We start from the raw sequence: 15,641 nt of genomic DNA on the forward strand, positions 1-15,641 counted from the left end.
TGATATGATAGACAGATTTACAGCAAAGGCCAGAGAGTCAATTAATCTGGCCGTCCAGGCGGCGGAGGAGCTGGGCCACAGCTACGTGGGAACCGAGCATCTGCTGATTGGACTATTGGAGGAAGGCGGCGGTGTGGCCGCCAGGGTGCTTTCCGAGAACGGTGTTAAGAAAGAGAAGGTGATCAGCCTTGTGAGCCAGCTCATCTCTCCGGACCAGACGGTCCGTATGGAGGAGAGCGGTTATACACCCAGCGCCAGAAGAGTGCTGGAGAACAGCTACAAAGAGGCGGTGCGTTTTAAGGCCAGACTGATCGGTACCGAGCATCTGCTGATTTCCATTATCCGGGACAACGACTGCGTGGCTTCCAGGCTGCTCAACACCATCGGCATCAGCATCCAGAAGCTCTATATTGACGTTCTGGCGGCCATGGGAGAGGACGCTCCGGCCAACAAGGAGGAGCTGTTAAAGGGAGCCAAGGCAAAAGGCAGTACGCCCACACTGGACAGCTACAGCCGTGATCTGACGGAGCTTGCCAGGGCAGGAAAGCTGGATCCGGTGATCGGACGCGAGACGGAGATCAAGCGTCTGATTCAGATCTTAAGCCGTAGGACGAAGAACAACCCGTGTCTGATCGGTGAGCCGGGAGTCGGTAAGACGGCTGTGGTGGAAGGCCTCGCCCAGATGATTATCGAGGGAAATGTGCCGGAAACCATTGCGGAGAAACGCGTTCTGACGCTGGACTTATCCGGTATGGTGGCCGGATCCAAGTACCGTGGTGAGTTCGAGGAGCGAATCAAGAAGGTGATCGCGGAGGTGATGGAGGATGGAGAAGTCCTTCTGTTCATCGATGAGATCCACACGATCATCGGCGCGGGAGGCGCGGAGGGCGCCATTGACGCCTCCAATATCTTAAAGCCCTCCCTGGCCAGAGGCGAGCTTCAGCTTATAGGCGCCACTACCATCGAGGAGTACCGCAAGTATATTGAAAAGGATTCCGCCCTGGAACGCCGTTTCCAGCCGGTTACCGTGGAGGAACCGTCGGAGGAGGAGGCCATAGCTATCTTAAAGGGCTTAAGAGGCCGGTATGAGGCACACCACCATGTGACAATCACTGATGCGGCGCTTACGGCCGCGGTGAAGCTTTCCGCCAGATATATCAACGACCGGTTTATGCCGGATAAGGCCATTGACGTAATCGATGAGGCAGCTTCCAAGGTACGCCTGACCGCGTTTGTGGAGCCGCCCGAGATCAAGGAGCTGGAGAAAGAGATCGAGAAGCTGGAGGATCAGAAGGAAGCCGCTATCCGGGACGAAGCGTATGAGAAGGCGGGCGCCATTAAGAAGAAACAGGAAAAGAAGAAAGAGAAGATCGATAAAATTCGTGAGAAATGGCAGAAGGATAAAGACACCAAGAAGCAGGTGGTCGATGAGGAAGAGATCGCCGATGTCGTCTCCAGCTGGACCAAGATTCCCGTAAGAAAACTGGAGGAAGGGGAGAGCCAGAGACTGAAAAACTTAGAATCCATTCTCCACGAGCGTGTGATCGGCCAGGAGGAGGCGGTTACAGCCGTTGCAAAGGCGATCCGCCGCGGCAGGGTAGGGCTGAAGGACCCGAAACGTCCAATTGGCTCATTCCTGTTCTTAGGGCCTACCGGTGTCGGAAAGACAGAGCTGTCCAAGGCGCTGGCGGAGGCCATGTTCGGCACTGAGAACGCGCTGATCCGCGTCGATATGTCGGAGTACATGGAGAAGCACAGCGTCTCCAAGATGATCGGTTCCCCGCCAGGCTATGTGGGCTACGACGAGGGCGGCCAGCTCAGCGAAAAGGTGCGGAGAAATCCGTATTCCGTCATTCTTTTCGATGAGATTGAAAAGGCGCATCCGGATGTATTCAACATCCTCCTGCAGGTTCTCGACGACGGCCATATTACGGACGCGCAGGGACGCAAGATCGATTTTAAGAACACGGTTATTATCATGACATCGAATGCGGGCGCGGAGAGCATCATTTCCCCGAAGCGTCTGGGCTTTGGAGCGGTCGCCGATGAGAAGGCGGATTACAAGGTGATGAAGGACCGTGTGATGGAGGAAGTAAAGCATTTATTCAAGCCGGAGTTTATCAACCGTATCGATGAGATCATTGTCTTCCATCCGCTTAACAAGGGCCATATGAAGGACATTGTCACCATTATGCTGAAGGAAATCATGAAGCGGACGAAGGAGCAGATGAACATCACACTCTCCGTGGATGAAGCTGCAAAAGAGTTCCTGATTAACAAGGGATATGATGAAAAATACGGCGCAAGGCCGTTAAGACGTACCATTCAGAGCAGTCTTGAGGATAGGCTGGCAGAGGAAATTCTGGATGGAGCGGTGAAAGAAGGGGACGAAGTTCTGGTGAGCCAGGGAGAATCGGAGTTAAAATTTTCTGTTCCCGAGCTCATAAAGAACTAGCCATTTGATTTGATTTCGTGTATAATGATGACAAGCGAAATCATAAAAGAGCGCTTCGCAAAAAGGATAAGTAAACAAGAATACTAGGAGGGCGTACAGATGCCGGTAATTGAAGAATTAATCCGCACAGAGCAGGATGGAACAATCAGTTTTGGTAATTACAAGTTAAGCACAAAGTCAAAATTACAGGATTTTGAGCACGATGGTGATTTATATAAAGTAAAGACGTTTTATGAGATTACGAAACTGGAGCGCAACGGCATGTTCGTCTATGAGTCTGTGCCGGGAACCGCTGTGGAACATTTTACCGTTTCAAACAACGGCGTGGAGTTTTCCGTAGAAGGAGACAAGGACGCACAGCTGACCATTCAGCTGGAGGATGATACCGAATATGAGGTATTCGTGGACGACGCGGCAGTGGGAAGCATGATGACCAACATGAGCGGTAAGCTGTCTGTCAGTGTGGAACTGAACGAAGAAGAACCTGTGTCTGTTAAAGTCGTAAGAAGATAAAATCAGAATGGCAGAAAGAGGCTGGCGGTTTACCAGCCTCTTTTTTATGAGCACTCTTGGAAACTCCCCTGCGCTCATCTTTGTGGCTGATTTTCCGCCAGATGCACACAAATTTATTCAACGTACACGCCGTGTACGCCTCGTAAATTTGAGTACATCTGACGAAAAATCATCTCACAAATCTGAGCACAGGGAGTTTCCGAGAGTACTCGTAGGAAAGGAGCAGCATGGCAAAAGCGAAAGCGACATCATTTTTCTGCAAAGAATGCGGATACGAATCGCCGAAATGGCTGGGACAGTGTCCCGGATGCAGGCAGTGGAATACTTTTGTGGAAGAGCTGACAGCGAAGAAGGAACCGGCGGCGAAGAGAGGTCTTGGAGCTTCCTATGGGAATGGCCAGGGAGGCGCAGGGGAAGGCGGCTTGTCAAAGATCAAGCCTTCCTACCTATCGGAGATATCGCTGGATGAACAGGACCGCATGCAGACCGGATATGAGGAACTGGACCGGGTTCTGGGCGGCGGTGTGGTGAGGGGATCCCTCGTACTGGTGGGCGGAGACCCGGGAATCGGCAAGTCTACTCTGCTCCTGCAGGTGTGCAGGAATCTGGCCGCGTCGGGACAGAAGGTGCTCTATATTTCGGGCGAGGAATCGTTAAAGCAGATCAAGCTGAGGGCCAACCGGATCGGAACTGTGACAGGGGAACTGAAATTTCTCTGTGAGACGAATCTCGATACGATCGAGGGTGCCATCTCCGGGGAGAAGCCGGATGTGGTGATCATTGACTCCATTCAAACCATGTTTCGGGAAGAGGTGACCTCGGCTCCCGGCAGCGTGGGACAGGTGCGGGAATCCACGAATCTCCTGCTCCAGATCGCAAAGGGAGTGGGAATCGCCATTTTCATCGTAGGTCATGTGACGAAGGAAGGCGTGGTGGCCGGCCCGAGAGTCTTGGAACACATGGTGGACACGGTGCTTTATTTCGAGGGGGACAGAAGCGCCTCCTACCGGATTATCCGCGGTGTGAAGAACCGTTTCGGCTCTACCAACGAGATCGGTGTCTTTGAAATGAGGGAAAGCGGGCTGGAAGAGGTGAAGAACCCGTCGGAATACATGCTGAGCGGCCGGCCGGAGGACGCGTCAGGCGCCGTGGTGGCCTGTTCCTTAGAGGGGACGAGGCCAGTGCTTTTAGAGGTGCAGGCGCTAATAACGCCTACGCTGTTCGGTATGCCCAGGAGAACGGCTGCGGGCACAGATTATAACCGGGTAAACGTGCTGATGGCGGTGCTGGAGAAGCGGTGCCACTATGAGCTTTCCCGGTATGACGCCTACGTGAACATTGCGGGCGGCCTGCGGATGAATGAGCCGGCCCTGGATCTGGCCATCGTCATGGCCGTGATCTCCAGCTTAAAGGACAAGCCTGTGAACCCGAGAACGATTATCTTCGGTGAAGTCGGCCTGGCCGGCGAGGTGCGCGCCGTTCCCATGGCGGAACAGCGGGTGAATGAGGCGAAGAAGCTGGGATTCGAGACGTGTATACTCCCGAAGACCTCACTGGACAAGATGAGGAAGATGGAGGGAATCCGCATGGTCGGAGTGGAAAATATCCGGGAGGCGATTTCACTGCTGTAAGGGTGATAAATAGAGTGGGTGCTGCCATTGCGGTAAAACCTGTAATGGAAGTGCATCAGTAATCACCATAATAATGAAAGAAAGGAAAGCTGGTATGAGAGTCGGAATTCTGTCAGATACCCATGGCCTCTTGCGGCTTCAGGTAAAAGACGTATTAAAGACGTGCGATGTAATTTTACATGGCGGCGATATAAACAGAGAAACTATTATAAAAGAACTGGAAGCCTTTGCGCCTCTTTATGTTGTGCGCGGCAATAACGATAAGGAGTGGGCGGAGGGGCTGCCGGAGGAATTGAGCTTCTCTCTGGAGGGCGTGTCATTTTATATGGTTCACAATAAAAAAGGGGCTTCCCACGAAAGTGTATCCGGCGCCGATGTGGTTGTGTATGGCCATTCCCACCGCTACGACGAACGGGTCATCGACGGCACGCTCTGGCTGAATCCGGGAAGCTGTGGTCCGAGACGGTTTCACCAGCCCATCACCATGGCGGTAATGATCATCGAAGGCAGAGCATACCAGGTGGAAAAGCTGGTATTTGCCCATGAGGAAGCGGGAGGAGCAGGTATATGAGTGAGCGGCCCAGGCTGAACAGAACCCTGGATGGGAAGACCTTTAGAAGCTACTATTATCTGAAGGAAGAACTGACGGCATTTTGCCGGGAAAACGGGCTGCCTGTCTCCGGCGGCAAGATCGAGATTACGGAGAGAATCGCCTGTTTCCTCGATACGGGAGATGTGCTCCCGGTTTCTGCAAAGACGAAGAGCAGGCCGGAGGTGGGAGCGATCAGCGAGGATAAAAAGATCGAACCTGATTTCGTGTGCAGTGAAAAGCACAGGGCCTTTTTCCGAAAAGCCATCGGCAGTGGATTTTCCTTTAACGTGTCCTTTCAGAAATGGCTGAAAAGCAACACCGGTAAAACCTACAGAGAGGCTATAGATGCTTACGGCCAGATTATGGAGGAAAAGAAGAAAGGAAAGACAACGATCGACCGGCAGTTCGAGTACAATACGTATATCCGGGATTTCTTCGCGGACAATGAAGGACGCACCCTGGATGAGGCGATTCGGTGCTGGCATTATAAAAAAGGGATTCAGGGGCATAACTGTTATGAGAAATCAGATTTATCAGCCCTTTCATAAGGGGCAGGAGGAGCCATGCAGATAAGGAAAATGAGAATAGAGGATTATGAAAACGTCCGCAGGCTGTGGATGAGCACTCCCGGAATGGGGTTGAACGATGTGGACGATTCCGAGGCGGGGATCGGCAGATTTCTGATGCGCAATCCCAATACGTGCTTTATCGCTGTCAACGGCGATGAGGTAGCCGGTGTCATCCTAAGCGGACACGACGGACGCAGAGGCTATGTCTATCATACCGCGGTGGCGGCTAAGGAACGGAATCGGGGAATAGGAAGCGCTCTGGTGCAAAAAGCGATGGACGCTCTGGAAAACGAGGGGATCAGCAAGGTAGCTCTGGTGGTATTTGACCGGAATGAAACCGGGAACAAATTCTGGGAAAAACGCGGATTTACGGTGAGAAACGATCTGGTTTACCGGAACAAAGCCGTGAAAGAAATGGTCAGAATCGATACGTGACTCGGGAAAGTATGGCCTGTCCGGCATCAATAGAATAAAGCAGTATGGTGGAATCGATGGAAAAGCTGTATTCGATTTCCCATACTGCTTTTTTGTTACATAAAAAGATACATCGAGGTAATCAAAAGCCTTCTTCTCTCTACCACCTGGCATATGGAAAGTGCTCCTTCATGATGCGGATAAAGCTCTTTAGTATCTCGTTTCCCTGAAGCGTCTTATAATACGCCCCGAAGGAGAGCGGCTCCAGCCCGGCTACGGGAATCCGGATGAGCGAGGGATCCGGGGGAATCAGCAGATCCGGGAGTACAGAGATGCCATAGCCGGCCTTCACCAGGACCGTCTCGGCTTCACAGGATTCACAGAAGTAGAAGTCGGAAGGGGAACGGCCGCCCATCAGCTGTCCCTGGAAATGGGCGACAGCTGCCGGCGTCTTGCCCGGATCGTTTAAGACCAGTTTTTCCTTTTCTAAATCCGCCACCGTCACGGTTTCCAGGGAAGACAGGGGATTGTCCTGGGAGCAGACACAGGAGATGGTGACCTTCCGCAGTTCTTTATAGAATCCGGGTACTTTTCTGGAGTCGGGCTCCTGAAATCCGATGACCGTATCCACCTCTTCCTCCTCCAGAAGACGGTAGAGCTGCCGGAACGGTACGACGCGAAGCTCCGGATGCACCGCTGGATAAGAGGCGGCCAGCAGATGGAGAACATCGGCCAGAAGGAACATGTGGGAGTAGCTGTGGCAGCCGATGGAGAACTGCTGTATTTCCTGTTCCAGGGGATTCTCGAACCGTTTTGTGGCCCGGATGGTCAGGGCGAGTATGTTCCTGGCGTCGTTTAAAAAGAGCGTGCCTTCCTGGGTCAGGTTCACCGTGCGGGTGGTGCGCACGAAGAGCTTCACATTCAATTCTGTCTCCAGGGAGTGAATTTGATGCGTGACGGCCGGTTGAGTGATGCTTAACTGTTCCGCGGCTCTGGCGAAGCTCAGCGTCTCCGCGACAGCCAGGAAGCAGGAAAGTTGAAAGGTATTCATGGATTTTCCTCCTCTGATTAATAAAAGTATTTTATTGATGATAACATTTTTTGAATTCACTTACAAGGGAAAATCGAGTAGAATCATTCGTAACCGGTCTGTTAACCATGAAATAGTTAGGGGCCGAATAATCAGAAAGGAGTTAGAAAAGGCATGTATGAGAGTAATATCATCTGGCTTTTGAAACAGTTGAATATTTCCCTGGACCAGTATGGAAGGGAGGAGATGAAGGATGAGGATATTACTCCGTCACAGGGCTGGGTACTGAATTATCTGTTCTCCTGCGGGGAACAAGCCAAGTATGCCACGGATATCCACGCAGAAAGCGGGATTTCCAGGGCCGCAATCTCTTCCATACTTAAGGGGTTGAAGAAGGGCGGTTATATCGAGATGAGGGCGGTCTCCGGTGACGACCGGAAGAAAGGGATCACCCTGACTGCGAAGGCGTACAGGGCCAGAGAGATGATCGAGAGCGTCCTGAAACGACAGATGGAGCGGCTCTGCAGCGGGCTTTCCGGGGAAGAACTGGAGCTCTTTACATACACCTTGAACAGAATGATTTCAAACATAAAAACAGATTGTGTAAAGGAGGAATAATTATGATAAAAACACTGCTTAAGCAGGTGAAACAGTATAAAAGGGAGTCGCTGCTGACTCCGCTGTTCACCGCGCTGGAGGTGCTGATGGAGGTTCTGATCCCGTTTATAACGGCTTCCATCATAGATAAAGGAATCGAACAGGGAAACATTGGCCAGGTGTATTTCTACGGAGGGCTGATGCTCATTATGGCATTTTTAAGCCTTCTGTCCGGTGTTCTGGCGGGGAAATATGTGGCAGCGGCCTCGTCGGGATTTGCCTGTAATTTGAGAGATGGAATGTATGAAAACATCCAGAGATTTTCATTTTCAAACATTGACAAGTACAGTACAGCCGGCCTGGTCACCCGAATGACGACCGACGTCACCAATGTACAGAACTCTTACCAGATGATACTGAGGATCGCGGTGAGGGCGCCGTTAATGCTGGTATGCAGCATGGCCATGTGCTTTTTTATCAATGTAAAACTGAGCCTGATTTTCCTGGCGGCCATTGTGGCTCTGGCCGCTGCGCTGGGGCTGATCATGACCAGGACGACAAAAATCTTTGACGAAGTGTTCCGCAAATACGACGACTTAAACGCCAGCGTGCAGGAAAATGTATCCGCAATCCGCGTGGTCAAGGCGTTTGTGAGGGAAGAACACGAAAATAACAAATTCACAAGGGCCGCAGAAAATCTATACCGCCTGTTTGTGAAGGCGGAGGGCCTTCTGGCTCTCAACAACCCGGTGATGATGCTGGTGGTCTATGGCTGTATCATCTCCCTTTCCTGGTTCGGTGCGAAGTTCATCGTCGTGGGCGGACTGACGACAGGAGAGCTGACCTCCATGTTTAGCTACGTTATGAGCGTTCTGATGTCCCTGATGATGCTGTCCATGATCTTCGTCATGGTGACAATGAGTGCGGCCAGCGGAAGGCGTATCGTTCAGGTGCTGGATGAGCAGGCGGACTTGACGAACCCGGAGAATCCCCTTATGAGCATTCCCGACGGAAGCATTTCCTTCAGCCATGTGAGCTTTTCTTATAAGCACGGAAGCGGGGAAGAGACGCTTCATGACATCGATTTACAGATCAGGCCGGGTGAGACCATCGGTATCATTGGCGGTACCGGAAGCGGAAAATCCAGTCTGGTGAACTTAATCAGCCGTCTCTATGATGTGGACAAAGGCGTCGTCCGCGTAGGCGGAAATGATGTCCGCCGCTACGACATGGAGGTGCTGAGAGATCAGGTGGCCGTCGTACTGCAGAAAAATGTCCTGTTTTCGGGAACGATTCTCGACAACCTGCGCTGGGGCAGAGAGGACGCCACCGAGGCAGAATGCAGGGAAGCGTGCCGCCAGGCGTGTGCAGACGAGTTTATCGAACAATTTCCAGATCAGTATGAAACCTGGATTGAACAGGGAGGAAATAACGTCTCTGGAGGGCAGAAACAGCGGCTCTGTATAGCGCGGGCGCTGTTAAAGAAGCCGAAGATACTGATTCTGGACGATTCCACCAGTGCGGTGGATACCGCTACGGACGCGAAGATCCGTGATTCCTTCGTGCAGAAGATCCCCGGCACCACCAAGCTGGTGATCGCCCAGAGAATCTCCAGTGTGCAGGACGCGGACCGGATTCTGGTGCTGGATGACGGCCGGATCAGCGGATTCGATACCCATGAGAATCTGTTGAAGACAAATGAGATTTACTGTGAAATCTATGAGACGCAGATGAAGGGCGGCGGCGACTTTGACCAGCCTTTGACTGCGGCAGAGACAGGAAAGGATGGTGTGAGAGCATGACAGAAGAGAGAACAGGGACGAAGGGCCAAAAGAGTGATACAAAAATGCTGGGCCATGTCATGAAACGGATCCTGGGCTATATGCTGAAAAATTATAAATTTTCGTTTTTTATGGTGGTAGTCTGTATTCTGGGCGCGGCTCTGGCCACACTTCGCGGAACACTGTTTATGCAGAGCCTGATCGACGACTACATTGTGCCCCTTACGAGTGCCCAGACACCGGATTTTTCATCACTGGCCGCCGCCCTGGGGTCACTGGCAGTCATCTACGGGCTGGGCGTTGTGTGTGCCTATGGCTATAACCGGATTATGGTCAATGTGAGCCAGGGAACCATGAAAAAGCTGAGGGTGGAGCTGTTTACCCACATGGAGTCGCTGCCTGTGAAATACTTCGATACCCATGCGCACGGCGACATTATGTCTGTCTATACCAATGACGTGGATACCTTAAGACAGCTGATCAGCCAGAGTATTCCGCAGGTGGTAAGTTCAGCCGTCACCATCGTGACAACGCTGGTCAGCATGATCGTACTGGACATTCCGCTGACCGCGGTGACGCTTATCATGACGGGGCTCATGCTGTTTGCCACATCGAAGCTGGGCGGCAAATCGGCGGCTTATTTTATCCGGCAGCAGAAAGATCTGGGAACCGTAAACGGTTTCATCGAGGAGATGATGGATGGGCAGAAGGTGGTCAAGGTGTTCTGCCATGAGGAGAAGAGCCTGGAGCAGTTCCGCAGGATCAATGAGGAACTGCGGGAGAGTGCCAATCTGGCCAACAAGTTTTCGAATATCATGATGCCTGTCAATGCGAACCTTGGAAATATCAGCTACGTGCTTTGTGCAGTCGTAGGTGCGGTCATGGCGCTGGGCGGCTATTGGGGGCTGACGCTGGGAACTCTGGTTTCATTTTTAACGCTCAACAAGAACTTTACACAGCCTGTTACTCAGATCAGCCAGCAGATGAACAGCATCGTCATGGCCATGGCCGGAGCGGAGCGTATTTTCCAAATGCTGGACGAAGAGCCGGAGGAAGATCACGGCTATGTGGAACTGGTCAACGCGGATATGACGCCTGACGGCAGCATCACGGAAACAAAGGAGAGAACCGGTATGTGGGCGTGGAAGCATCCCCATCAGAAGGACGGGACCGTTACCTATACAAAACTGGAAGGCGATGTGACGTTCAACGATGTAGATTTTGGCTATGACGACAACAAGATCGTGCTGCACGGCATCAGGCTTTACGCCACGCCGGGACAGAAGATCGCGTTCGTCGGAAGCACGGGAGCCGGAAAGACCACCATCACCAACCTGATTAACCGGTTCTATGACATTCAGGACGGAAAGATCCGCTATGACAACATCAACATCAATAAGATCAAGAAGTCGGATTTAAGGCGGTCCATGGGAATGGTCCTTCAGGATACCCACTTATTTACTGGAAGCGTTGTCGATAACATCCGGTACGGACGCCTTGATGCGACGGATGAGGAGTGTATCGCGGCCGCGAAGCTGGCCAACGCCCATGGCTTTATCAAACGACTTCCGGACGGCTATGATACCATGCTGACCGGAGACGGGGCAAACCTAAGCCAGGGCCAGCGTCAGCTTCTTTCCATTGCCAGAGCCGCGGTTGCAGACCCGCCTGTGCTGATTCTCGACGAGGCCACCTCCTCCATCGATACGCGCACCGAAACGCTGGTGCAGGAAGGCATGGACCGGCTCATGAAGGGAAGAACCACATTTGTGATCGCCCACAGGCTGTCTACCGTGCGCAATTCAGACTGCATCATGGTCCTGGAACAGGGCAGAATTATCGAACGGGGGACCCATGAGGAACTGATCGGGGAAAGAGGCCGGTACTACCAGCTGTATACCGGAAATGCGATCGGATAAGCGGCCTGAACCCGGCGCCTGGCATATCTGGGCTGTATCTGGCATAATGCCGGAACTTTTTTACAAATCATTTGCCCGTTATACCTTTAAGTATTATAATGGTCAGTAAGGAGGGGGCAAAATGATCGAAAATGTTGAAAAAGCAAAGAATCACGCGCCGGAAAAGACGGGGAGAAAGGAAAAAAGGGCGACCGTATCCGGAAAGATTAATAAGTGCCTGATCAGCATCCTGTTCCCGGCGCTGGCAGTCCTGATTTTTGTTACCTGCTATATCGCCGCGCTGGCGGTTACCAACCTGAGCTATCAGGTGACCGAGGGCCAGACGAAGAATGCGGTGGACACGGTAGATGAGTTCTTTAACGGCAAGAAGAGCGCTGTGGGAATCTTAAGCTATAATGAAGAGCTCCGCCGGCTGCTGGAAGAGGCGCCGACCGCGGAGCAGATTGCCGGGGCGCCGGGGAAAGAGGCGGCGGTTACGCTGCTGGAGCGTGCCTACGACACCATGGTTTCCGACGGAGTTCAAGCCGTATGGCTGGCCGGTATCGGCAACGACACGTATCTGATGCAGACCGGAGAGGCGTGGGCCGCCGATCTGGCCGGTATTGACTGGGACGAACAGGTATTGGAGACGATGGGGCCGGTCGTGACGGATCCGTTTCACGATCCGGTTACCGGAAAGATGGTTATCTCTGTCGTGGCTCCGGTTCTTTCTATGGATGGCAGCAGTATTATCGGATACGTTGGATTTGACGTGTTCCAGGACCATTTTTCACAGCTGCTCCAGGATATCAGAATTGGTAAGGGAGGCACGCTGGAACTGGTTACGGGCGATGAGTCCCTGGTATACAGCTTCGATGCCAGCCTTATTAACAGGGCGGTGGATGAGGTGGATAACCTGAGCCAGGAATACATAGACGGCATCCGGAACCAGTATACCGGCGCCTTAACGTATACATATGAAGGAAAAAAGTATTACTCTATCTTTGCGAAGAGCGAAGCGACGGGATGGGCCACAGTCGGCAGCATACCGGTGGAGGAGATCAACGCCCCCAGGAATCAGCTGATCGCGGTCATGGTGGTGATCTCAGTTCTCATACTGATTGCGGTTATGGTCATAGTGATCAGGCTGGTAAGAAAACTTCTTTCTCCGCTTTACGACATTGCGGTCAAGGTGGAGGGCTTTTCCAGGGGAGATTTCAGCGTGGATCTGAAGAACGACAGCGACGATGAGATCGGCCTGCTGGCGGCCAGTGTGAGGGGGACCATCCAGTCTCTCAAGGACATGATCTCCAATGCGACAACGGTCCTCGCTGAACTCTCTGACGGAAACCTGTGCCTTACGGTAGACGGTGTCTATGAGGGAGAATTCGGGAAGATCAAGGAGGCGCTGGAGGAAATCTCCGCTTCCTTAAATGATACACTGGGGCGGATCTACGAGAGCGCCGATCAGGTATCCGAAGGGGCGGCACAGCTTTCCTTCGGAGCCCAGTCCCTCTCCCAGGGAGCGGCTGAGCAGGCGGGAGCCATCGAGAATCTGGCCGCGGCCATTCATGAGGTCTCCAACCAGGTGGATCATAATGCGGGGAATGCGAAGGCGGCCAGCGATAAGTCGAAGGAACTGGGCGGTGAGATTCTGGAGCAGAACCAGCAGATGAAGAAGCTGATTGCGGCCATGGACGAGATCCGGAAGAATTCCGGCGAGATCGGGGAGATCATCAGGGTTATTGAAGACATCGCGTTTCAGACGAATCTGCTGGCGCTGAACGCTGCCGTGGAAGCTGCAAGGGCCGGTGACGCGGGCAGGGGCTTTGCCGTAGTGGCGGAGGAGATCCGCAGTCTGGCCGGAAAGAGCGCCGAGGCGTCGAAGAGCACTGCGGAACTGGTCGAAAAGTCGGTCAGATCCGTGAAGCACGGGGCAGGGATCGCCGACACAGCGGCCCAGGCGCTGGAAACCGTGGCCCAGGAATCCGTGAAGATGACCGATACGGTCGACCGGATATCGAAGGCATCGGCGGAACAGTCCCGCTCCATTACCGAGATTACCAGGAACATCACGCAGATTGCCTCTGTGGTGCAGACCAACTCGGCGACGGCGGAGGAGAGCGCAGCGGCCAGCGAGGAATTGTCGAGTCAGGCGCAGCTGCTGAAGGACTATGTCTCCAGATTTCAGCTGGATAAATAAGCCTTGAGATTCAGCCTTAACACGGGGGATTGCCGGTAGGCAATCCCCCGTGTCTGGATAAACTTTCGAATTTTTGTATTTTTTATAAAAAACTGTTGCAATTTAAAAACAGGTATGCTATACTCTCATAGTGTTCAGATGAAACATGAATGAAACAAGCCATAGGGGAATAGTTCAATGGTAGAGCAACGGTCTCCAAAACCGTAAATGGGGGTTCGAGCCCCTCTTCCCCTGCTCAGTAAAAAGCGTGAACGGATAAGAAAAAGCTGGAAAGTCCTTGATCAGTAAGGAGTTCCGGCTTTTCTTTTTTGCGGAGTAAGAGCGGCATACGCATTCTTTATGCTTCCCTTTGAATACCGGATGTGTTATAATTTTAAAAAGAATATATGTTCGGGCTGAAGACCACTTTATGATGAGGTGCCTATATGAAAAAAGCGATACTATACAAGATCAGTTATCTGGTTGAAGTGGATGAAGAAGAGGTCAGCGACCACAAGGGGAAAGAGAAGTTCTGGAAGCTGGCATGGGGCAAACTGCCGGAGCAGGAGATTGTGCTGGATGATCAGCATAAGGCGGAATGGCAGTCAACCAGCACGATTTATCTGGATCCGCTGACGATGAACTGCGGCCAGTGCGCGAAGTGTCATGGCTGGACCACGGACCGGGAGAAGCCTGATCCGATCCGGGGATTGTCGAACGGAGCGACGGTGAACGGAGAGCTGCTCTGTGACGAGTGCCTGCCGGAACATCACCCGTGGGCTTTTTGAGACTGTGAAGTGCCCGGAATCGGTTGCTGTTAATCCCCTGGGGAATATGATATACTAAACGAATTCGTATTTGCAAAAAACAGCCGGGAGGAATTATGGGAGATATCTATCTGATTTCTGACACACACTTTGGTGATTCGGGGGCCATCCTCAGATATGAGGGAAGACCCTTTCAGGACGGAAGAGAAATGAATGAACAGATGATCGAGAACTGGAACCGTGTGGCCGGAGCGGAGGACACGGTGTACCATCTTGGGGATTTTGCCTGCTACTTAAGCAGGGAAGAGATTAAGGAGATTGCTAACCGCCTGAACGGGAGAAAGATACTAATAGCAGGTAATCATGACCGGATGTTCACGACCAGGGACTGGCTGGACTTTGGCTTCGATGAGGTGTATTTTCTGCCTGCCGTGCTGGAGGATTTTTACATCCTGTCCCATGAGCCTGTGTATGTGAATATCAACAGCCCTTATGCCAATATCTTCGGTCATGTACATGGGAATCCCATGTACCAGGACGTATCCGCCAGAAGCTTCTGCGCCTGTGTGGAGCGGATTGGTTATGCGCCTGTCCCCTTCGAATCGGTGAAGCAGGCGATCCTGGATCAAAACAGGTAGAGGAGCGTTTTTTACCGGCATGTCCCTGTAATGCGGACAGTTGTGCGGGAAGGCACGAACCCTCTGGTCGTTTTATATGAAAATAATAGGGTATTTCTGTAAAAATAGATGACGTACAAAGTTATAAATGAGAATCATTCCCGACATTAGTATTTGGTGATTGCAAAAGTGCATAGTGGTAAATCACAGACATCCTTCAAACAAAGCAAAATGCACAAGAAAAGGTGACATTTCTATTCATGAAACGTAATTTGACAAATTGCGTCAGAAGTGATATAAATGTTTCAACAACTTTTTAACTGTTTATTTTGAGAAGGAGTCATGATTATGAAACAGTATAAGATTATGTTACCAGGCGTTGCCGAAGCAAAAGAGTTTGTTGCTGCTGCTACAAAATGTGATTTCGATATAGACGTATATTACAATAGAGTGACCATCGACGCAAAGTCTATATTAGGTGTGTTGAGCCTTGATTTAACGAAGGCTCTTACCGTGGAGTTCAACGGAGAGAATGTAGAATTCGAAACATACTTATTGGAAAAAGCACCGAGCAGGATTCATGCGGCATAAGCAG

At 51.9% G+C, this 15,641-nt stretch carries 14 protein-coding genes and 1 tRNA gene; 14 read left to right on the top strand and 1 reads right to left on the bottom strand.

The genetic code is table 11. The features are described from left to right. Positions 1-4: 4 nt before the first annotated feature. The 6 genes from DFR60_RS26280 to DFR60_RS26305 all read left to right on the top strand — a co-directional run bounded on the left by DFR60_RS26280 (position 5) and on the right by DFR60_RS26305 (position 6,195). Positions 5-2,455, top strand: a complete 2,451-nt coding sequence (locus DFR60_RS26280; protein WP_110325833.1) for an ATP-dependent Clp protease ATP-binding subunit — start codon at positions 5-7, stop codon at positions 2,453-2,455. A 99-nt stretch (positions 2,456-2,554) separates the two neighbouring features. Beyond that, positions 2,555-2,968, top strand: a complete 414-nt coding sequence (locus DFR60_RS26285) for a hypothetical protein (protein WP_002600463.1) — start codon at positions 2,555-2,557, stop codon at positions 2,966-2,968. Positions 2,969-3,195: 227 nt separating this feature from the next. After that, positions 3,196-4,599: a DNA repair protein RadA gene (radA, locus tag DFR60_RS26290; RefSeq protein ID WP_110325835.1), complete on the top strand. Its 1,404-nt coding sequence runs from the start codon at positions 3,196-3,198 to the stop codon at positions 4,597-4,599. Positions 4,600-4,693: 94 nt separating this feature from the next. Further along, positions 4,694-5,170: a metallophosphoesterase family protein gene (locus tag DFR60_RS26295; protein ID WP_110325837.1), complete on the top strand. Its 477-nt coding sequence runs from the start codon at positions 4,694-4,696 to the stop codon at positions 5,168-5,170. Next, positions 5,167-5,739 (top strand): DUF6434 domain-containing protein, encoded by a 573-nt coding sequence (locus DFR60_RS26300; RefSeq protein WP_110325839.1) that lies wholly within the window; start codon positions 5,167-5,169, stop codon positions 5,737-5,739. Before DFR60_RS26295 ends, DFR60_RS26300 begins: the two co-directional genes overlap by 4 nt. 15 nt (positions 5,740-5,754) lie before the next feature. Then, positions 5,755-6,195, top strand: coding sequence for a GNAT family N-acetyltransferase (locus DFR60_RS26305; RefSeq protein ID WP_110325841.1), 441 nt, complete (start codon positions 5,755-5,757; stop codon positions 6,193-6,195). A 139-nt stretch (positions 6,196-6,334) separates the two neighbouring features. Here DFR60_RS26305 and DFR60_RS26310 read toward each other — a convergent pair whose 3' ends face one another. Beyond that, the gene (locus tag DFR60_RS26310) at positions 6,335-7,225 is read right to left on the bottom strand and encodes a LysR family transcriptional regulator (RefSeq protein WP_110325843.1); all 891 of its coding nucleotides are present in this window, start codon (positions 7,223-7,225) and stop codon (positions 6,335-6,337) included. 153 nt (positions 7,226-7,378) lie between these two features. Here DFR60_RS26310 and DFR60_RS26315 point away from each other — a divergent pair, with 153 nt between their 5' ends. From DFR60_RS26315 to DFR60_RS26350, 8 genes are all read left to right on the top strand, one after another. Further along, positions 7,379-7,822: a MarR family winged helix-turn-helix transcriptional regulator gene (locus DFR60_RS26315; protein ID WP_110325845.1), complete on the top strand. Its 444-nt coding sequence runs from the start codon at positions 7,379-7,381 to the stop codon at positions 7,820-7,822. 2 nt (positions 7,823-7,824) lie between these two features. After that, entirely contained in the window at positions 7,825-9,603 is a 1,779-nt protein-coding gene (locus DFR60_RS26320) for an ABC transporter ATP-binding protein (protein ID WP_110325847.1), read from the top strand. Continuing rightward, entirely contained in the window at positions 9,600-11,501 is a 1,902-nt protein-coding gene (locus DFR60_RS26325) for an ABC transporter ATP-binding protein (RefSeq protein WP_110325849.1), read from the top strand. The genes DFR60_RS26320 and DFR60_RS26325 overlap by 4 nt, the downstream gene beginning before the upstream one ends. A gap of 121 nt (positions 11,502-11,622) precedes the next feature. Beyond that, on the top strand, positions 11,623-13,683 hold the full coding sequence (locus DFR60_RS26330) for a methyl-accepting chemotaxis protein (protein ID WP_110325851.1): 2,061 nt from the start codon (positions 11,623-11,625) through the stop codon (positions 13,681-13,683). A 163-nt stretch (positions 13,684-13,846) separates the two neighbouring features. Then, positions 13,847-13,917: transfer RNA gene (locus DFR60_RS26335), tRNA-Trp, on the top strand. 191 nt (positions 13,918-14,108) lie between these two features. After that, the gene (locus DFR60_RS26340) at positions 14,109-14,450 is read left to right on the top strand and encodes a hypothetical protein (protein ID WP_002600454.1); all 342 of its coding nucleotides are present in this window, start codon (positions 14,109-14,111) and stop codon (positions 14,448-14,450) included. A gap of 95 nt (positions 14,451-14,545) precedes the next feature. After that, positions 14,546-15,067 carry a metallophosphoesterase gene (locus DFR60_RS26345; protein ID WP_110325853.1) on the top strand — a complete coding sequence of 174 codons (522 nt, stop codon included), beginning with the start codon at positions 14,546-14,548 and terminating at the stop codon, positions 15,065-15,067. 327 nt (positions 15,068-15,394) lie between these two features. After that, positions 15,395-15,637 (top strand): HPr family phosphocarrier protein, encoded by a 243-nt coding sequence (locus DFR60_RS26350; protein WP_002600452.1) that lies wholly within the window; start codon positions 15,395-15,397, stop codon positions 15,635-15,637. Positions 15,638-15,641: the final 4 nt, after the last annotated feature.

The organism is Hungatella effluvii, from assembly GCF_003201875.1.
In the GTDB taxonomy this organism is placed as follows: Bacteria; Bacillota; Clostridia; order Lachnospirales; family Lachnospiraceae; genus Hungatella; species Hungatella effluvii.